General features: G+C 73.3%; 15 protein-coding genes and 1 pseudogene. 5 read left to right on the top strand and 11 right to left on the bottom strand.

The window, feature by feature from the left end:
• Positions 1-24: 24 nt before the first annotated feature.
• Genes MUE36_00295 through MUE36_00285 form a run of 3 tightly spaced genes read right to left on the bottom strand, consistent with a single transcriptional unit; the run spans position 25 to position 3478 of the window.
• Entirely contained in the window at positions 25-948 is a 924-nt protein-coding gene (locus MUE36_00295) for a transglutaminase family protein (GenBank protein MCU0309369.1), read from the bottom strand.
• A complete protein-coding gene (locus MUE36_00290) occupies positions 945-1919 on the bottom strand; it encodes an alpha-E domain-containing protein (protein MCU0309368.1) in 975 nt (324 codons plus the stop codon). The genes MUE36_00295 and MUE36_00290 overlap by 4 nt, the downstream gene beginning before the upstream one ends.
• Positions 1919-3478 carry a circularly permuted type 2 ATP-grasp protein gene (locus tag MUE36_00285; GenBank protein MCU0309367.1) on the bottom strand — a complete coding sequence of 520 codons (1560 nt, stop codon included), beginning with the start codon at positions 3476-3478 and terminating at the stop codon, positions 1919-1921. The genes MUE36_00290 and MUE36_00285 overlap by 1 nt, the downstream gene beginning before the upstream one ends.
• Before the next feature lie 269 nt (positions 3479-3747).
• Here MUE36_00285 and MUE36_00280 point away from each other — a divergent pair, with 269 nt between their 5' ends.
• From MUE36_00280 to rsgA, 3 genes are all read left to right on the top strand, one after another.
• The gene (locus MUE36_00280) at positions 3748-4659 is read left to right on the top strand and encodes a TIGR01777 family oxidoreductase (GenBank protein MCU0309366.1); all 912 of its coding nucleotides are present in this window, start codon (positions 3748-3750) and stop codon (positions 4657-4659) included.
• Between the two features lies 1 nt (position 4660).
• Positions 4661-5128, top strand: a complete 468-nt coding sequence (locus tag MUE36_00275; protein ID MCU0309365.1) for an SRPBCC family protein — start codon at positions 4661-4663, stop codon at positions 5126-5128.
• An 85-nt stretch (positions 5129-5213) separates the two neighbouring features.
• A complete protein-coding gene (gene rsgA, locus MUE36_00270) occupies positions 5214-6242 on the top strand; it encodes a ribosome small subunit-dependent GTPase A (GenBank protein ID MCU0309364.1) in 1029 nt (342 codons plus the stop codon).
• 27 nt (positions 6243-6269) lie between these two features.
• On the opposite strand, the gene MUE36_00265 is transcribed toward rsgA, so the two are convergent.
• The 4 genes and pseudogenes from MUE36_00265 to MUE36_00250 all read right to left on the bottom strand — a co-directional run bounded on the left by MUE36_00265 (position 6270) and on the right by MUE36_00250 (position 8650).
• Positions 6270-6554 carry a DUF427 domain-containing protein gene (locus MUE36_00265; GenBank protein ID MCU0309363.1) on the bottom strand — a complete coding sequence of 95 codons (285 nt, stop codon included), beginning with the start codon at positions 6552-6554 and terminating at the stop codon, positions 6270-6272.
• 223 nt (positions 6555-6777) lie between these two features.
• On the bottom strand, positions 6778-7557 hold the full coding sequence (locus MUE36_00260) for an SDR family NAD(P)-dependent oxidoreductase (GenBank protein MCU0309362.1): 780 nt from the start codon (positions 7555-7557) through the stop codon (positions 6778-6780).
• A gap of 55 nt (positions 7558-7612) precedes the next feature.
• Positions 7613-7759, bottom strand: coding sequence for a hypothetical protein (locus MUE36_00255; protein ID MCU0309361.1), 147 nt, complete (start codon positions 7757-7759; stop codon positions 7613-7615).
• 99 nt (positions 7760-7858) lie between these two features.
• Positions 7859-8650: pseudogene (locus tag MUE36_00250) on the bottom strand (hypothetical protein).
• Positions 8651-9692: 1042 nt separating this feature from the next.
• On the opposite strand from MUE36_00250, the gene MUE36_00245 reads away from it, so the two are divergent.
• Entirely contained in the window at positions 9693-11696 is a 2004-nt protein-coding gene (locus tag MUE36_00245) for a tetratricopeptide repeat protein (protein ID MCU0309360.1), read from the top strand.
• Between the two features lie 64 nt (positions 11697-11760).
• Here the strand turns inward: MUE36_00245 and MUE36_00240 are convergent, their stop codons facing one another.
• Positions 11761-12993 carry an amidohydrolase gene (locus tag MUE36_00240; GenBank protein ID MCU0309359.1) on the bottom strand — a complete coding sequence of 411 codons (1233 nt, stop codon included), beginning with the start codon at positions 12991-12993 and terminating at the stop codon, positions 11761-11763.
• A gap of 147 nt (positions 12994-13140) precedes the next feature.
• Here MUE36_00240 and MUE36_00235 point away from each other — a divergent pair, with 147 nt between their 5' ends.
• Positions 13141-14100 (top strand): DUF808 domain-containing protein, encoded by a 960-nt coding sequence (locus tag MUE36_00235; GenBank protein ID MCU0309358.1) that lies wholly within the window; start codon positions 13141-13143, stop codon positions 14098-14100.
• An 18-nt stretch (positions 14101-14118) separates the two neighbouring features.
• Here MUE36_00235 and MUE36_00230 read toward each other — a convergent pair whose 3' ends face one another.
• From MUE36_00230 to MUE36_00220, 3 genes are read right to left on the bottom strand one after another with little or no spacing between them, the layout of a single operon-like run.
• Positions 14119-15690 carry a hydantoinase B/oxoprolinase family protein gene (locus MUE36_00230; GenBank protein MCU0309357.1) on the bottom strand — a complete coding sequence of 524 codons (1572 nt, stop codon included), beginning with the start codon at positions 15688-15690 and terminating at the stop codon, positions 14119-14121.
• Positions 15687-17558 carry a hydantoinase/oxoprolinase family protein gene (locus tag MUE36_00225; GenBank protein MCU0309356.1) on the bottom strand — a complete coding sequence of 624 codons (1872 nt, stop codon included), beginning with the start codon at positions 17556-17558 and terminating at the stop codon, positions 15687-15689. The genes MUE36_00230 and MUE36_00225 overlap by 4 nt, the downstream gene beginning before the upstream one ends.
• The gene (locus MUE36_00220) at positions 17555-18094 is read right to left on the bottom strand and encodes a ribonuclease HI (protein ID MCU0309355.1); all 540 of its coding nucleotides are present in this window, start codon (positions 18092-18094) and stop codon (positions 17555-17557) included. The genes MUE36_00225 and MUE36_00220 overlap by 4 nt, the downstream gene beginning before the upstream one ends.
• Between the last annotated feature and the right edge of the window lie 40 nt (positions 18095-18134).

Raw genomic sequence — 18134 nt, 5'->3', positions numbered from 1 at the left:
GTCGTTCCGGAGGGGGCGACGGCCCTACTGCTGGAGGGCGGAGAGCTGGTACTGGTTCTCGGAGACGGCGAGGCGGCGGATCTCCACGTGGGGTTCGACGAGCGCCTGGGCGTGCCCCGAGAACACCCCGCGCAGCGGCTGCACGTCGTCGTAGTCACGGCCGTGGCCGATCTTCACGTGGCGCTGCCCGACCGGTTGCTGGTTGGTGGGATCGAGAGCGATCCAACCGAAGCCCGGCACGGCAGCCTCGAACCAGGCATGGGTCTGCACGACGACGGTGTCGTCGTCGTCGCCCATCGCCGGGTCGTCGGCGGGGTCGATGTTCTTGGTCTCGTCGCGGGTGAACAGGTAGCCCGACACGTAGCGGGCCGGGATCCCCTGGCTGCGGCACAGCGCCACGGCGAGGTGGGCGAAGTCCTGGCACACACCGTGGCCGTCGCGCAGGACGTCCTCGACCGACACGCCCACCTTCGTGGCTCCCGGGGTGTACTCCAACACGGTGCCGACCGTCCGGTGCATGGCGAGCACGGCGCTCACGGTGTCGGGGCCGACGAGCTCGGACTGGAGCCGCGCCGCCTCGGTGACGCCCTGACCCCAGTCGGCGTGCGGGGACGGTTCGAGGTACTCGGCGTGGGCGTCGCGGAAGGCCAGGTCCTCGAGCGCCCAGCGGGGGCTCGCCGCGCTCAGCATCGGGCGGGGGTACGTCTCGACCGTGGCGGTCGCGGTGACCTCGAGGGCGATGTGCGGCGACCGGTGGCCGAACGCGTCGACCCGGGTGCCCCAGTAGTCGATGAACGACGACACCTTCGACGACGGCGACGTCGTGACCCGGTAGCTCACCAGGTTCTGGTAGGCGTCACTGGTCGGGCAGGCCCGCAGCTCGTTCTGCGACTCCCTGACCAGGTCGTCGTAGGTGAACGACGTGCGGTAGCGGATGTCGAGCCTCACGACGCCCACCGGTCACCGGGCAACACCTTCAGCGAGTGCAGGTCCAGCTCGTGGCTGTTCGTGAAGTACTGCACCGTCACCGCCGTGCCGACCTGGCGGATCCCGTCCTGCACTCGGGCCAGCTCCTCGGCCAGGCCCCCCGCCATCAGCTCGCTCATGTCGGCGAACTCGAGGTCGGCGCGCAGCCGGCCGAGCAACCGGAGCGGGCGGACCAGTTCGGGGCTCCCCGCTTCGAGCAGCTTGAGGCTGTCCTCGGCGGTGCGCAGCGAGTGCAGGACCGAACGGGGAAAGGTGCGCGACAGCAACAGGAAGGCGACGACGTCGGCAGGATCCATCGACCCACGGTGGTTGCGGCGGTACGCCTCGAGCGCCGACGCCGACCGCAGCGTGCCGACCCACTCGTGGAACCCGGCCGAGGTGAGCTGGCCCTGGCGGACCCGCAACAGCCGACACGCCCACTCGGCGCGTTCGAGGTGCCAGCCGAGCTCGAGGAAGCGCCAGCCCTCGTCGCGCGCCAGGGTCTCGTGGGCCACACCGGCCACCGCCTGGCACTCGCTGCGCACCATGCCGTACAGCTCGTGGGGCTGGTGCTCGAGGTCGGCGGCGAGGTTGCGGCTGCGGAGACCGAGGCAGAACGAGTTGATGGCACCCCACAGCTCGGTGGACAGCCATCCCCGCACGGTCCGGGCGTTCTCACGAGCCTGCTCGACGGCGGCGACGATCGACCCCTGGTTCTCCCGGTCGAGGACCAGGAACTCCGACACCGCGCCGGCGTTCATGGGCCGACCCGTCGCGGCGAACGCCTCGTGCAGCCCGACGGCGGCCAGCACCCCACCCCAGGCGGCTCGCTCCTCGGCAGCGGTGGTCTCGAGCAGGCCGTGGTAGGTGACGTCGAGGAGGCGGGCGGTGTCCTCGGCCCGCTCCATGTACCGCCCGATCCAGAAGAGGCTCTCGGCGTCCCGGGCCAGCATCAGACGGTGGCCCCCTCGTCGACCGACACGGCCCGGTGACGGCCGGTGGCCACCAGGTCGTCGGCCTTCTTGGCCCGCAGCGCGGCCTCCTCGTCCTCGAGGTCGGCAGCGGTGCGGGCGAGGACCCACGTGTCCTTCGACCCGCCACCCTGGGAGGAGTTGACCACCAGTGAGCCCTTGCGCATGGCGACACGGGTGAGGCCCCCCGGGATCACCTCGACGGCGTCGCTGGTCAGCACGAACGGCCGCAGGTCGACATGACGTCCCTCGAGGTGGTCGCCGTCGAGCGTCGGGTGGCGCGACAGCGAGACGACCTCCTGGGCGATCCAGTTGCGGGGATCGGCGAGGATCTTGCGCCGGCAGATCGCCAGCTCCTCGTCGGATGCGGCCGGCCCGATCGTGATCCCGTAGCCGCCCGCCTCGGCGACCGGCTTCACGACGAGCTCGTCGAGCCGGTCGAGCACGGCGTGGCGCTGGTCCTCGTCCCAGAGCAGGTAGGTCTCGACGTTGGGGAGCAGCGGCTCCTCCCCCAGGTAGTACCGGACCATCTCGGGCACGTAGGCGTAGACGGCCTTGTCGTCGGCCACGCCGTTGCCGATGGCGTTGGTGACGGTGACGTTGCCGGCCCGCACCGCGGCCAGCAGGCCCGGCACCCCGAGGGTGGAGTCGGGGCGGAAGACCACCGGGTCGAGGAAGTCGTCGTCGATGCGCCGGTAGATGACGTCGACCCGCTTCAGGCCCCGGGTGGTGCGCATGTAGACGACGTGGTCGTCGACGACGAGGTCGCGGCCCTCGACGAGCTCGACGCCCATGTGGGCGGCGAGGAACACGTGCTCGAAGTACGCCGAGTTGTAGACACCGGGCGTGAGCACGACGATCGTGGGGTTCTCCCCCGCCGCCGGAGGCGCCACCCGGCTCAACGCACCGAGGAACGACCGGCCGTAGTGGTCGACGGGTCGCACCGGGGTGTCGGCGAAGACGTGGGGCAGCAGGCGGGTCATGGCCACGCGGTTCTCGACCACGTAGGAGATGCCGCTCGGGTTGCGGAGGTTGTCCTCGAGCACCCGGTAGGTGCCCTCGGCGTCGCGCACGAGGTCGCTGCCGGCCACGAGGCAGCGGGCCCCCAGCGGCATCGGGACGCCGAACGCCTCCCGGGCGAAGCCGTCGGAGCTCGACACCAGCCACCACGGGACGATGCCGTCGTGGACCGCCGCCCGTTCTCCCACGTACAGGTCGTCGAGGAAGCGGTTGAGGGCGGTCACCCGCTGGACGAGGCCGGCCTCGATGTGGTCCCACTCGTCGGCCGGGACCACCCTGGGCAGGAGATCCATCGGGAAGGTCCGCTCGATGCCCTCACCCTCGCCGTACACGGTGAAGGTGATGCCCTGACTGCGGAACGCGGCGTCCCGGCGCCGCTCACGACGCGCCAGGTCGTCGGCGTCGAACTGCGAGAGCCGATCGACCAGGGCCTCGTAGTGGCCCCGCACCTTGCCGTCCTCGGAGAAGACCTCGTCGAAGAATCCCTCGGTCCGGTACTCCCGGAACAGATCACCTGGCACTCCCCGACCGTAGAGGTCGGCCCGACGCGATGCCAAGCAGCCCGTCGCACCTTCACACCTCGTTCACACAAGGACAACGGAGGTGAAACGCCCGTGCCCGCCCGGCGAGAGGCCTCAGCGGGCGATCACGAGCTGCACGGCGAACGCGGCCAGGATGGCGAGCCCGCAGGCCAAGGACAGCAGGATCAGCTTGCGGGTGCTCACGGGATCCGAGGTTACCGGCCCCCCGCCGCGGGCATACCAGCGGGAGGGTGGTGGTTGCACCCGGCATGAAGATCGCAGTCACCGGTTCGACCGGCCTGATCGGCTCCGCCCTGGTCCGCTCCCTGTCCGCCGACGGCCACGAGGTCACGTCCGTCGTCCGCCGCCCGCCCCTGGCCGGCGAGCGCGCCGTGCGATGGGACCCGATGGAGGGCACGATCGACGCCCAGGGTCTCGAGGCCATGGACGCAGTGGTCCACCTCGCCGGTGCGGGCATCGGCGACAAGCGCTGGACCGACAGCTACAAGCGCCAGGTGCTCGAGAGCCGCACGAAGGGCACCTCGCTGCTGGCCCGCACCCTCGCCGGGCTCGACGCCCCGCCATCGGTCCTGGTGAGCGGCTCCGCCATCGGGATCTACGGGGACACCGGCGACACCCCGACCGACGAGAGCGAGACGCCGGCTGACGACTTCCTCGCCGACGTGGTGGTGCAGTGGGAGGCCGCCGCCGCCCCTGCGGCGGAGGCCGGCATCCGCGTCCCGTTCCTGCGCACCGGGATCGTGCTGAGCCCCGCCGGCGGGGCGCTGGCCAAGCTCCTCCCGCTGTTCCGGTTCGGGCTGGGTGGCCGCATGGGCAAGGGCACCCAGTGGTGGAGCTGGATCTCGCTCGACGACGAGGTCGGGGTGATCCGCTGGCTGCTCGACAACGAGGTGGCCGGGCCGGTGAACGCCGTGGCCCCCGAGCCCGTCACCAACGCGGAGCTCACGAAGACCCTCGGCGCCGTGTTGCGCCGGCCCACCGCGCTCCCCGTGCCGGCCTTCGGCCCGAAGCTCCTGCTCGGCTCCGAGCTGGCCGAGGCACTGCTGTTCACGAGCGCCCGGGTGACGCCCGGCGTGCTGCTCGAGCACGGCTTCGAGTTCGCCCATCCGGATCTCGAGAGCGCGCTGCGATCGATGCTCGATCTCCCCGAGGCGGCCTGAGATGGCCGATCATCCCGTCCAGGGCCCCCGCCAGGTCTCGGTGTCGCGCGTCATCGCCGCCGAGCCGGCCGCCATCTTCGCGGTCCTCGTCGACCCGTCCCAGCACGCCGTCATCGACGGGTCGGGAACCGTGCAACGCGCCCGGGGCGAGGACGAGACGCTGACGATGGGTTCGAAGTTCTCGATGGGGATGCGCATGGGGATGCCCTACGTGATCAAGAACGAGGTCGTGGAGTTCGAACCCGACCGGCTGATCGCCTGGCAGCACCTCGGACGGCACCGCTGGCGGTACCGGCTCGAGCCCACCGACGGGGGCACCCGCGTGACCGAGACGTTCGACTGGTCCACGGCCCGCTTCCCGCTCGGCATCGAGCTGATGGGGTACCCCTCGAAGCACCCCGCCGGCATGGAGCGGACCCTCGAGCGCCTCGACCGCCTGGTGACCACCGGGAGCGCCGAGCCGTCCTGACCGGCGCCGGGCGACGGGCCGACCAGCCGGTGGGCCGGGTCCGCTACCGTCGCGACGGCGTGGACATCACCGACGCCGCACCCCGATGACGAGGGCATCGCTGGTCCCGCTCGGATGGGACGACGAGTGGGACGTCGCTCTCGGGGCCGTGGATCCGCGCGCCGAGCCGGCCCGGGTGCTCGAGCACCACGGGGCCGGTCTCGTGCTGGCCCTCGACGGCGAGGCCCGGACCGTCATGTTCACCCGCCGCCTCGACCCCGAGCCGACGGTGGGCGACTGGGTGGCGGTGGTCGACGGCGAGATCGTGACGGTCCTCCCCCGCCGCTCCCTCCTGCGCCGCCGGGCCGTCCACGGGGGCGGGGAGCAACCGCTCGCCGCCAACGTCGACCGGCTGTTGCTGGTGTGCGGGCTCGATCGGCCGGTGAAGGACGGTCGCATCCAGCGGGGCACGGCGATCGCCCACGACGCGGGCGCCGAGCCGGTGGTGGTGCTCACCAAGGCCGCGGGCCCCGACACGGCCGATCCCGATGCGGCCGCCGCCGAGGTGCGGGCCGGGAACCCCGGGGTGGCGGTGGTCGTGACCTCGGTGAGGGAGGGGGTCGGCGTCGAGGAGCTGTACGAATTGATCACGGGTCGGACGGTCGCCCTCCTCGGCGAGTCCGGCGCCGGGAAGTCGAGCATCGTGAACGCACTGCTGGGCACCGAGGTGGCCCTCACCGGCGACGTCCGGACCGGTGACGCCAAAGGGCGCCACACCACCACCACCAGGGAGCTGCACCTGCTCTCCGACGGCGGTGTGCTGATCGACACCCCCGGCATCCGGGAGGTGGGGCTGGTCGGAGAGGCCGACGCGGTGGAGGAGACCTTCGCCGAGGTGACCGAGGTGGCCGAGACGTGCCGCTTCAGTGACTGCGGGCACGACACCGAGCCCGGCTGCGCGATCCGGGCGGCGCTCGACGCCGGTGAGCTCGACGCGGCCCGGGTGGCGCGTTGGCGGGCGCTGCTCGCCGAGACCGAGGCGGCCCGGGAGCGGGCCGATCCTGCGGCGGCCCGCCGGGCCGGCCGGCGCTTCTCGAAGATGGCCAGGGAGGTGTCGCGGGACAAGCGTCGCTGACGCCGCCCGTGTCCCGACGGACCGCTCTCAGGCCTCGACGGTCACGCCGCGCCAGAACGCCACGTGGTCCTTGATCTCGGCTGCGGCGTCCTTCGGGGCGGGGTAGTACCAGGCGGCGTCGGCGTTGGTCTCGCCGTCGACGACGACGCTGCGGTAGGCGGCGGTGCCCTTCCACGGGCAGACGCTGGTGGTGGCGCTGTCGACGAAGTACTCGTCGTTCAGGCTCGCCGGGGGGAAGTAGTGGTTGCCCTCGACCACCACCGTCGTGTCGCTCTCGGCGAGCACTGCACCGTTCCACGTGGCCTTGGCCATGTCGTCGTCTCCCTGGGTTCGATCCGGGCGGGGGGCGTCCCCGTCCCTCTCGTCAACCCGCCACCGGGCCCCTTCTGTTCCGGACGGCCCCGTCCCGAACTGTTGCGTTCCCGGCTCGGCGATCCGAGCTGGGGACTCAACAGTTCAGGGAGCGCTCGCGGATCGGGGCGATCTGTGGGAGAGGCGAGCGGTTCGGCCGATCACCCACCCGCCGGCCGAAACGTCACTTCGGGCCGAGGCGGGCGCCGCCGTCGACCCTGATGGTCTGGGCGTTCATGTAGGAGTTCGTCACGAGCTCGAGGACCATGCTGGCCAGCTCGTCGGCGTAGCCGAGGCGCTTGGGGAACAGCACGTCCTTGGACAGGTTGGCCTTGAACGCCTCCGAGCCCTCGCCCTCCCCGTAGATGGGCGTGTCGATGAGCCCCGGGGCCACGGTGTTGACCCGCACGCCGACGACGGCGAGGTCGCGGGCGATGGGGAGGGTCATGCCGACGATCCCCCCCTTGGAGGCGGAGTAGGCGGCCTGGCCGATCTGGCCGTCGAAGGCGGCGACGGACGCCATGTTCACGATGGCGCCGCGCTCGCCGGACTCGTCGAGCGGGTCGGTCTGCCCCATCGCCGTCGCCGCCAGGCGGATCACGTTGAAGGTGCCGGTCAGGTTGATGTCGATCACCTTGCGCCAGTAGTCGAGGTTGAACGCCGAGTCGTAGCTGCCGTCCTTGCCGATGGTGCGGCTGGCGGCGCCGATGCCCGCGGAGTTGACGACGGCGCGCAGCGGGCCCATCTCCTTGGCGGTCTCGACGGCGGCCACGACCTCGTCGACGTCGGTCACGTCGACATGGCAGAACGCGCCGCCCAGCTCGGTGGCGACAGCGTTGCCCTTGTCGTCGTTGAGGTCGGCGATGACGACCTTGGCGCCCCGCTCCGCCAGCTGACGGGCCGAGGCCTCGCCGATGCCGGACGCGCCGCCCGTGACGATTGCTGAGATGCCGTTGATGTCCATGGCCGGCGAGCCTAGGCAGCCCGTTGCAGGGGGGCCAGACGAGCGGGACCGGTGTTCAGCCGGTGAACCTCGGGGTGGCCTGCGTCGCCTCGGCGGCCTCGGTGGCCTCGGCCCCGGCGCCCTGGGCGTCGGGATCGGGCGCCGGTGGGGCCGGGCAGTCGTCGCCGGGAACGAGCGCCCCGACGAACGGGTCGTGGAACACGACCGGTTGGCCGTCGACGGCCCGGGTGTCGGACGCGAGCGGCTGGCCGGTCGGGCCGGTCGGGCCGATCGAACCCGTCGGGCCGGTCGGGCCGATCGAACCAGTCGGGCCCGTCGCACCAATCGGACCAGTCGGGCCCGTCGCACCAATCGGGCCCGTCGCACCAATCGGACCAGTCGGGCCCGTCGCACCAATCGGGCCCGTCGCACCATCGCCCTCCGGGCCGGTCGGACCGATCAGACCGACGGGTCCCGTCGGACCGTCGGGACCGGTCGGACCCGCAGGACCGACGGGACCGGCGGGGCCCGTCGGACCGGTCACGCCGGTCGGACCCGCAGGACCGGTCTGGCCGAACGGACCGGTCGGACCAGTCGCACCGGCCGGACCGGTCGGACCGATGACGTCGGCGCCGGCAGGACCGGTCGGCCCACTGGGGCCGGTCACCCCGGCAGGGCCGGTCGGGCCGGTCGGACCGGTGGGCCCGGTCGGACCGGGCGGAAGGACCAGGTCACCGACCGCCGAGACCGTGGACGGGAGCATCCGTGAGCCCGTGCGCGACGGGCCCGACGGCAGCGCCGCGCCTCGCCCACCGGACGACACCGTCGAGGCCCCGAGGGCACCGATCGCACCGGTCGCCCCCACCGCACCGGTCGGACCAGTCGGACCGAGACCGAAGAAGGGGCCGGTGGGTCCGACGGGCCCCGTCGGACCCGTAGGGCCCGTCCCTCCGGTCGCACCGGTCGCCCCCACCGGACCGGTCGGACCGACGACGCCCACATCACCGGGCTCGCCGGTCGGCCCGACGGGTCCGGCGGACCCCGTTGGACCGAGCGAGCCGGTCGGACCCGTCGGGCCGGGCGTGCCCGAAGGCCCCGGAGCACCGGTCGGACCTGCAGTCGACGAGCCCGAAGCGCCGGTCGGACCGGTCGGACCGACGACTCCGGTCGGACCGGGAGCGGCGCCGGGCACGATCGCCGCGGCGGCGATCGTCGCCGAGGGCGCGGCGGCGACCGACGCCCGCCTGTCGGCGGCACCCACCGGAGAGAAGAAGACCGGGACCGGGCCCGTGGGACCGGTGGGACCGACCACCCCGGTGGGTCCGACCGCACCGGTGGGACCCACCGGGCCGCGGGGGCCGACGATGCCCGTGGGACCGGTGGGACCGACGGGACCCTCCTCCCCGATCTCGCCCACCGGGCCCACCGGACCGGTCGCTCCGGTGGGGCCTGTCGGACCGGGTGATGACGTCCCGCCGGGACCCGTGGGGCCGGTCGGCCCGTCGGGGCCCGCCGCGCCCTCGGGTCCGACCGGTCCGGCCGGACCAGGGGGCCCGACCGGCGGGTCGGGGGTGAGGAGCGAGCCGACGAGGCAGGCGCCGTCGGCGTCGGACCCGGTCGAGATCGTCAGGGCGAACTGGTTGGCGGCGCCGTCGGTCGAGCCCCCGAACGACGGCTCGGCCAGGAACGACCCGTCGGCGGCCGTGACGACGGTGACCGTGCGGGTGGCGGCGGACCCACCGGGGGGCATGGGAGCGCCGTTGAGGTACGCGTCGACGGTGACGGTGACCGGGGTCCCGACCGGGAGGCCCGTCGTGCCGGTGACGGTGGTGGTGCCGGAGACGAAGTCGAACGAGGCGGAGAACTCCCCGCCGAGCGCCGCCACCCGCGACGGCGGCGCGACGGCGGCGGGGCCGAACGGCGAGCCGGCGAGGGCCCGCTGGGTCACCACCAGCACCCCCGTGCCCACGATCCCGGCGAGCATGGCCCGTCGGCTGAGGGGACCGCCTACGCGCCCCTCGCCCGTGCCGTCGGCGCCGTCGGGTCCGGTGCCCAGCTCGTCAGGTGCGTCCACGTCGGCTCCCACGGAGGCCGTCCGCGACCCCTCGCCGGATACCTTAGGTCGGCAACGAGACGGCGACGGTGAGGACGAACGGATGGCGCCGACCATCGGCGTGGCGATGATCGTGCGTGACGAGGCCGCCGTGATCGAACGGTGCCTCGCGTCGGTCCGGCCCCTCGTGGACACCTGGACGATCGTCGACACCGGCTCCGCGGACGACACCCTCGAGCGCGTCAGGGCGTCGCTCGACGGGATGCGCGGCACCCTGGTCGAGGAGCCGTGGGTGGACTTCGGCCACAACCGCACCTCCCTCATGGGCCACGCCCGGGGCAGCGCCGACTACCTGCTGCTCGTCGACGCCGACATGGTCGTCACGGTGCTCGACGAGCTCCCCGCGCTCACCGCCGACGCCTACCACCTCCGCCACGTCGGCGACCTCCGCTACGCCGTCCCCCGCCTGGTGCGAGGCGATCGGGAGTGGCACTACGTCGGCGCCACCCACGAGTACCTGGCCTCGCCCCGACCCTTCTCCATCTCCCCGCTCGACGCCTGGGTGATCGAGCACCACGCCGACGGCGGGTCGCGGGGCGACAAGTTCGAGCGCGACCGCCGACTGTTGGAGGCGGCCCTCGCCGAGACGCCGGACGACCCCCGATCGCTCTTCTACCTGGCCCAGACCTACCGCGACCTCGGGGAGACGGGGCGGGCGATCGAGACCTACCGGCGGCGGGTGGCCGTGGGCGGGTGGGACGAGGAGACGTTCTACGCCCAGTTCCAGCTGGGGCTCCTGCTGGCCGCCGAGGACCCGAGCGGGTCCCACGAGGCGCTGCTCACCGCGTGGCAGATGCGCCCGACCCGGGCCGAGCCCCTCCTCGAGCTGGCGCGGAGCCACCGGAACAGGGGCGAGCACCACCTGGCCGAGCTCTACGCCCGGCGAGGCCGTGAGCTCCCGCCGCCCGACGATCTCCTCTTCGTGCACCGCGAGGCGTACGACTGGGCGCTCACGTTCGAGCACGCCATCGCGCTCTACTGGACCGGTGACGTGTTCGGCGCGCGGCAGCTCAACACCGAGCTGTTGGCCGGTGGCGTGCCCCCCGAGATCGAGCCGTGGGTCCGCCACAACCTCGCGTGGTGCAACCAGGCCCTCGACGAGCTGGACCGACCCCGCCCCGCCTGGAGCCCCGACCAGCTCACCCTCCTCGGCGACCGCTGCCCCGACCTCACGGTCACCGACGTCACACTCGATCTCGAGGCGGGCTGGTCGGCGCTGAACCCCAGCATCGGCCCGGACGGCACGGCCATGGTGGTCCGCACCGTGAACTACCGACGCGACGACCGCGGGGTGTACACGACCCGCCCCGAGGACGGCGGGCTGATCCGCACCCGGAACCGGTTCCTCACCCTCGACGAGGACCTCCGGACGACCTCCGACACGATGTGGACGGAGGTCCCCGAGGGGCCCCCTCGGTTCGCGTCGCGGGTCTGGGGATGTGAGGACGTGCGCCTGGTCGCCGTTGACGGCCACTGGGTGGCCACCGCCACGGTCCGGGACCGCAACGACGGGGAGTGGTGCGAGATGGCGCTGCTGACCCTCGCGTCCACCGGCCCCGGACGGTCCGTTGGCATCGAGGGGATGGCGGTGCTCGACGCCGGACGGGCCCGTCGTCACGAGAAGAACTGGATGCCGTTCGCGGTCGACGGCGAGCTCCACCTCGTCTACTCGTGCGACCCGCTCGTGGTGCTGCACCACGACCTCACGACCGCGACGACGTCCACGGTCACGTCGTCACCCGGACCCCCCGGGGCGGCGTCGTTCCGAGGAGGCTCCCAGGGCCTGCCCGACGGCGACGGCTGGCTCTTCGTCGTGCACGAGGTCGTCGACCCGCCGCGCACCTACGCCCATCGCCTGGTCCGCCTGGAGCGGGACTTCACCATCTCCGGTGTCTCGGCGCCCTTCTCGTTCTCCGGCGCGGCGATCGAGTTCTGCGCCGGCCTCGCCGCCGTCGGCGACGACGTCGTCCTGTCCTACGGCGTGAAGGACCGCTCGGCCCACCTGGCCCGGCTCCCCCGGGCGTCGCTGCGGGCGCTGCTCACCTGAACGCTGACGCGAAGGAGGGCCGGCACGGGCCGGCCCTCCGTTCGACGTCGATGCGGCCGGTGGGTCAGCTGGCGGCGGCGAGCTGGCGGGCCGAGTTCACCAGCGCCTGGTTGGCGTCGGCGGGCAGCTCGGTCAGCGGTTGCCGGACCTCGGCGACGGTGGGGCCGAACTGGTCGGCCAGGGGCCGGAGCGCCTCGAGGTCGAACCCGTAGAGCTTTGCGGCGTTGCCGGCGAGGATCTGCTGGACCTGCTCGGGGGGAAGCCCGTTGAACACCTGGCGGAAGTGCTCGGTCGTGTACGGGTAGGTGCCCTCGTCGTGGGGGTAGTCGCTGCCCCACATGATGTGGTCGATACCCACGGCGTCGCTGAGGCCGGCGGCGACGTCGAGCGGACGGGGCTGGCTGATGCCGACGTAGCAGCTCTGCTGGAAGTACTCCGACGCCGAGCGGGGCGGCACGAGCTCGCCGCCGATGCGCATCTCGCCGACCTTGTTCGACCGGATGCCGGCCATCAGGTCGTCGAGCTGGGTGAGGAACGGCGGGATCCAGGCGCAACCGGCCTCGGTGACGGTGAACTTCAGGTTCGGGAAGCGCTCGAAGACGCCGCCGAGGATCAGGTAGGCCAGCGGGCGCTGGGAGTAGAAGGGGATCTCCAGGAAGTGCACCAACGGCATGGCCGGGGCCTTCTGGTACACGGGCCCGCCGGTGCCGCTGTGGGAGTTGACGACGATCTCGTTCTCCTCGCAGAACGCCCACAACGGGTCGTACGCGGGGTCGTAGAGCGGCTTGATCCAGTCGCACGTCGGGGGCACCGAACCGATGAGGATGCCGCCGCGCAGGCCGTTCTCCTTGCACCACTTGGCGTCGGCGATGGCGTCGTCGACGTCGTTCAGGAAGACCTGGCCGATGCCGGCCCGCTGGGCCGGCTTCTCCGAAACGTAGTCGGCCAACCAACGGTTGTGGGCCTGGACGCCGGCATGACGGTGCTCGTACTCGTCAGGCGTGGGCGGCTGGGCGAACAGCACGAAGTTCGGGAAGAACGGGGGCACCGTGTTCGGGAAGATGACCTCGCCCACGACACCGTCGCCGTTCTGATCGGAGTCGCGGCGCTCGCTGTCCCAGTTGCGCACCCGCTGGTCGGTGTCCTTCAGATCCTTGAACGGGTTCTTGTACTTCTCGCGCCAGGCGTCGAAGTCGGCGACGTACTTCTCGTCGAGGAACTCGCGGTACTGGGCGTGACTGCCACCGGCGTGGGTGTCGGCGGAGATGACGATGTAGCGGTCGTCGGGTCCGAGCATGGGGTCCCCCCTCGAGGTCGTGCTGGTCTTCTGACACAGTACGACCGGCGGCCTCGGAAGGCACATCCGGGCGGTGCGCCGTGGGTCACACCTCCCGACGGCCGCTAGGGTCCGGCGGCGCGTCGATCGAGCGGGGAGGAGCCAGTCGTGGCATCGGGACTCGCGGCGTTGCTCGACGACGTGGCGGCGTTGGCCAAGCTGGCGATGTCCTCGGTCGACGACGTGGGGGCCGCCGCCGGGCGGGCCTCGGCCAAGGCGGCCGGCGTGGTCGTCGACGACGCCGCCGTCACCCCCGCCTACGTGCAGGGCCTGGCGGCATCCCGCGAGCTGCCCATCATCCGCAAGATCGCCACCGGCTCGCTGCGCAACAAGCTGGCGATCATCCTGCCCGCCGCGCTGCTGCTCAGCGCGGTGGCGCCGCTGCTCGTCGAGGTCATCTTGATGTTCGGCGGCGCCTACCTGGCCTTCGAGGGCGCCGAGAAGCTGCACCACCGGCTCTCGCCGGCCCACCGCCACGATCACGACGTCCCCGCCGTGCTGCGCGGCCCCGAGGCCGAGAAGGCCGTCGTGGCGAGTGCGGTGCGCACCGATTTCATCCTCTCCACCGAGATCATGGTCATCGCGCTGAAGGAGGTGCTCGAGGAGCCGTTCCTGCGCCGGGCGGCGGTGCTGGTCATCGTCGGGGTGCTGATCACCGTGCTCGTCTACGGCGCCGTGGCGCTGATCGTGAAGATGGACGACATCGGCCTGCGCCTGGTGGCACGCGAGTCGCCCACCCAGCGGCGCCTCGGACACGCGCTGGTGGCGGCCATGCCGAAGCTCTTGGCGGTCCTGTCGGCGGTGGGGACCGCGGCGATGCTCTGGGTGGGCGGCCACATCCTGTTGGTCGGTGCCCAGGAGCTCGGCTGGGGCGGGCCCTACGACGTCGTGCACCACCTGGAGGACGCGGTTCGCGACGTCGCCGGCGTCGGCGGCGTCCTGGCCTGGCTCGTGAACACGGCCGCCTCCGCGGCGGTGGGGCTCGTCGTGGGCGGCCTGCTCGTGGTCGCCGTGGGGGCGGTCCGCAGGCGACGCCCCGCCCCCGGGGCACAGTCGGCCGCACACTGACACCGACCGTCGCCGGCGTCAGGTGGTCGGACTCCCCCACCCACCACCACCGGGCGTCAGCATGCGCAGGACGTCGCCGGCCCGCAGGTGGATCGTGCACTTGTCGGGCAGGCGCTCGGCTCGCGACTCGTCGCCGCCGGGCAGCAGCCAGTTCTCCCCCACGGCCGCCGGGCCGCCGCCGGCCAGGCCCCACGGCCGGGACGTGCGCCGCTCGGTGATGAGCGAGGCCGTGGCGTCGACGAGCACCTCGAAGTCGCGCTCGATGCCCTCCCCGCCCCGGGCCGACCCGACCCCGCCGCTCCCCCGCCGCAGGCGTTGGCGCAGGACCCGCATCGGGAACGCCCGCTCGAACGCCTCGACAGGCGTGTTGCGGGTGTTGGTCATCGCCGTGTGCACGCCGCTCATGCCGGGGCCGTCGACCCGGCCGCCCTGCCCGCCGGCCACCGTCTCGTAGTACACCCAGGCCGGCCGGCCGTCGACGGCCGGGCCGCCGACGAGCACGTTGTTCATCGTCCCCTGCGAGGCCGCCCCCACCCGGTCGGGCAGCGCGAGGGCCAGGGCCCCGAGGCAGACGTCGGCGACGCGCTGGCTCACCTCCACGTTGCCCGCCCCCACCGCCGCGGGTTCGAGCGCGGCCACGATCGACCCCGGCCGGGTGCGCACCCGCACCGGTCGCAGGGCGCCCCCGTTGATCGGCAGGGTCGGGTCGAGCGCGGCCCGCAGGGCGTACACCGCGGCGCTCACCGTCACCGCCTCCACGGCGTTGACGTTGCCGGCCCGCTGGTCGTCGCTGGCGGTCAGGTCGAAGGTGATGCCGTCGCCGTCGACGGTGAGCTCGACCCGCACGTGGGTCACCACCTGCTGGTGCGGGGCGGGTCCGAAGCTGTCGACGACGTCGGCGAAGCCCCACGTACCGTCGGGCAACGCGGCCAGAGCGGCCCGCATGCGTCGCTCCCCGTACGCGACCACCTCGGCGAACGGCGCGTCGGCCAGCTCGGCGAGGCGTTCGACGCCCCGCCGGTTGGCGCCCAGCTGCGCGTCGAGGTCGCCACGGCGTTCGTGGGGCGTGCGGGAGTTGGCCAGGATCACCGCCCGCACCTCGGGGGTGAGGCGCACCGGCGGCAGGCGCAGGCCCTCGGCGAAGATCTCCGTGGCGTCGGCGGGCATCGAGCCGGGCGCGGCACCACCCACGTCGGCGTGGTGGGCGCGGTTGGCGACCCACCCGACGAGTCGCCCGTCCGCCACGCACGGGGCCACCAGGGTGATGTCGTTGAGGTGCGTCCCGCCGGCGAAGGGGTCGTTGAGCACGATCTGGTCGTCCCCGGCCACGGTGTCCCAACCCGGGGTGCCCGGCCCGAAGCGCTCGATGGCGGCGGCCACCGACGCCGGCATCGACCCGAGGTGCACGGGGATGTGCTCGGCCTGCACCAGCATCTCGCCCTCGGCGGTGAACACCGCGCACGAGTGGTCGTGGCGCTCCTTGATGTTCGGGCTGAACCCGCTGCGGGCCAGCACCGCCCCCATCTCCGTGGCGATGCCCGTGAGCCGGGCGATGAGCACCTGGAGCGAGGCCGGATCGAGGGCGGTCACGGCGTCCCCCGGCGACGCAGCACGAGTGCGCCACCGGCCCCCGGTTCGGCGGTCCAGCCCTCCGGCACCCAGATGGTGCAGTCCTCCTCGGCGATCACGACGGGCCCCACCGCAGGCTCGCGCTCCACGGTTCCGAGGGCGCCGACGTCGACCGGCGACGGCAGCCAGGCCCGGGCGCGCACCGCCACGATCTCGACGGGGTGGTCGGATCGCTCGTAGCCGTTGCGCAGGCGGTGTTCACGGTGGAACCGGCCCGGATGGCGCACCGCCAGCTCGTGGCTCTGCCCGGCGTAGCGGCAGTCGAACGCCGTGTCGGTGTGCACCCGGTGCTCGACGGCGGTGACCTCGACCAGGCCCCCGGCGATCTCGTGGTGCTCCGGTGCGGGCAGCGCCGGGGCCTGGGCCAGGAGCCGCCGCTGCGCCTCGGCAACGAGCTCGTCGGCGGCGGCGCGGGCGGCGGCGTGGTCGAGCGGGTCCGGCACCGAGCGGACCAGGTCCACCTGGAGGGGCGCCCCCAGGATGCCCACCGCCGAGAGCACCCCGGCGCGGGCCGGCACGATGACGGCCGCCATGTCGAGGGCGTCGGCCAGTGCGCAGGCGTGCAGCGGCCCGGCACCGCCGAAGGCCACGAGCGCCAGCCCCCGGGGATCGACGCCGCGCTCCACCGAGACCACCCGGATGGCCTCCTCCATCGCCGCGTCGACGACGGCGACGACCCCCTCCGGGGTCACACCGGCGGCGGCTTGGGCGGCCGTCGCGGCGACGAGGTCGAGCGTCCCGAGCCCCGGGAAGGCCAGGTCGGGCGGGATGCGCCCGAGGGCGAGGTCGGCGTCGGTGACCGTCGGGCGGGTGCCGCCCCGGCCGTAGCACGCCGGGCCGGGCTCGGCGCCGGCGCTCTCGGGCCCCACCACCAGGGCGCCCCCGTCGTCGACGCGGGCGACGGACCCCCCGCCGGCGCCGATGGTGTGGATGTCGAGCGACGGCAGCCGCACGGGGAGGCCGGCCACCTCCCGTCCGGCGGCGGGGGCCGGTTCGCCGCCGAGCACGAGGCAGACGTCGGTCGACGTACCTCCCATGTCGAAGGTGACGGCGTCGGCGAAGCCGTTGGCCACTGCGGCGGCCGCGCCGGCGAGCACGCCCCCGGCGGGACCGGACAACAAGAGTGCGGCGGGCCGCTCGGCGGCCTCGACGGGAGGCACCAGACCGCCGGCCGAGGTCATCACCTGCACCGAGCCGGCCGCGCCCTCGAGCCCCCGCAGGTAGGTCCGACAGACGGGGCGCAGGTAGGCGTTGACCACGGTGGTGACCGTGCGCTCGTACTCGCGGAACTCGGGGCTCACGTCGCACGAGCAGGTGACGTCGAGCCCACGGCCCTCGAGCTCCATGCCGGCCAGCATCTCGTGGGCGGGCTGCAGGTCGCTGTGCAGGAAGCACACCGCCACCGCGTCCACACCGTCGGGCACCGCCGGCACCTCGCCCAGAGGCACGAGCACGGTGCCGTCGGCGGCCAGTCGCTCCTGCACCTCGAGACGCAGGTGCCGCGGCACCAGCGGCTCGGGGCGCACCACGGTCTGGTCGTAGAGCGACGGGCGGTCCTGGCGGGCGATCTCGACGACGTCGGCGAACCCGGCGGTGGTGACCAGCGCGACGGTGGCGCCCGTGCGCTCCAGCAGGGCGTTGGTGGCCACGGTGGTGCCGTGGGCCAGGACGTCGGGCACCGCCGGGCCGAGCAGGTGCGCGACCGCGGCCCGCACCGCCTCGCCCGGGTCGTGGCGGGTGCTGGGGACCTTGGTGATGCGCCCGTCGGCGGTCACGACGTCGGTGAACGTGCCGCCCGTGTCGGTGCCGACGCGCTCCTCGGGCCTCACGGGAACAGCGAGCCCTGCTCGACCACGTCGGGATCGACCGCGTCGGGATCGACCGCGTCGGCGCGAGCGGCTCGCCCCGGCCGGGGCGCCGTCCGGAGCGCGCCGGCCGAGCGGGCCGACTGGCTGGTGGCCGCCTCGACGGCCAGGGCGTCGACGAAGTCGTTCATCGGGTCCCCGCTGTGGCCCTTCACCCACCGGAAGGTGACGTCGCCCCGGTCGAGGACGAGGTCGACGAAGGGCTCCCAGAGGTCGCGGTTGGCGACGGCCTTGCGTTGGGAGTTGCGCCACCCCCGGCGCCGCCACCCCTCCCACCAGCGGTCCTGGAAGCACTTCACCACGTAGGTCGAGTCGCTCACGATCTCGAGCGGCCCGGGCAGCGCCCGCACCGCCTCGAAGGCGGCCACGATCTCCATGCGCTGGTTGGTGGTCCGGGCCTCGAACCCGCTGGCGAACGTGCCCTCGCCGACCGCCCAGGCCCACCCCCCCGGGCCGGGGTTCCCGCTGCACGCCCCGTCGGTGTAGGCCTCGATCGACATCGCACCAGCGTCGCACAGCCCGGTTCACCGACTGTTCGCA

Source organism: Acidimicrobiales bacterium, from assembly GCA_025455885.1.
In the GTDB taxonomy this organism is placed as follows: domain Bacteria; phylum Actinomycetota; class Acidimicrobiia; order Acidimicrobiales; family Acidimicrobilacustridaceae; genus Rhabdothermincola_A.
The sequence above is the reverse complement of the archived record's forward strand: the minus strand, read 5'-3'. Positions and strand labels throughout refer to the sequence as shown.

Excerpts from the sequence above, each read along its gene's own strand:
- MUE36_00290 (MCU0309368.1), bottom strand. The coding sequence starts at position 1,919 with ATGCTGGCCCGGGACGCCGAGAGCCTCTTCTGGATCGGGCGGTACATG.
- MUE36_00280 (MCU0309366.1), top strand. The coding sequence starts at position 3,748 with ATGAAGATCGCAGTCACCGGTTCGACCGGCCTGATCGGCTCCGCCCTG.
- MUE36_00275 (MCU0309365.1), top strand. The coding sequence starts at position 4,661 with ATGGCCGATCATCCCGTCCAGGGCCCCCGCCAGGTCTCGGTGTCGCGC.
- rsgA (MCU0309364.1), top strand. The coding sequence starts at position 5,214 with ATGACGAGGGCATCGCTGGTCCCGCTCGGATGGGACGACGAGTGGGAC.
- MUE36_00265 (MCU0309363.1), bottom strand. The coding sequence starts at position 6,554 with ATGGCCAAGGCCACGTGGAACGGTGCAGTGCTCGCCGAGAGCGACACG.
- MUE36_00260 (MCU0309362.1), bottom strand. The coding sequence starts at position 7,557 with ATGGACATCAACGGCATCTCAGCAATCGTCACGGGCGGCGCGTCCGGC.
- MUE36_00245 (MCU0309360.1), top strand. The coding sequence starts at position 9,693 with ATGGCGCCGACCATCGGCGTGGCGATGATCGTGCGTGACGAGGCCGCC.
- MUE36_00240 (MCU0309359.1), bottom strand. The coding sequence starts at position 12,993 with ATGCTCGGACCCGACGACCGCTACATCGTCATCTCCGCCGACACCCAC.
- MUE36_00220 (MCU0309355.1), bottom strand. The coding sequence starts at position 18,094 with ATGTCGATCGAGGCCTACACCGACGGGGCGTGCAGCGGGAACCCCGGC.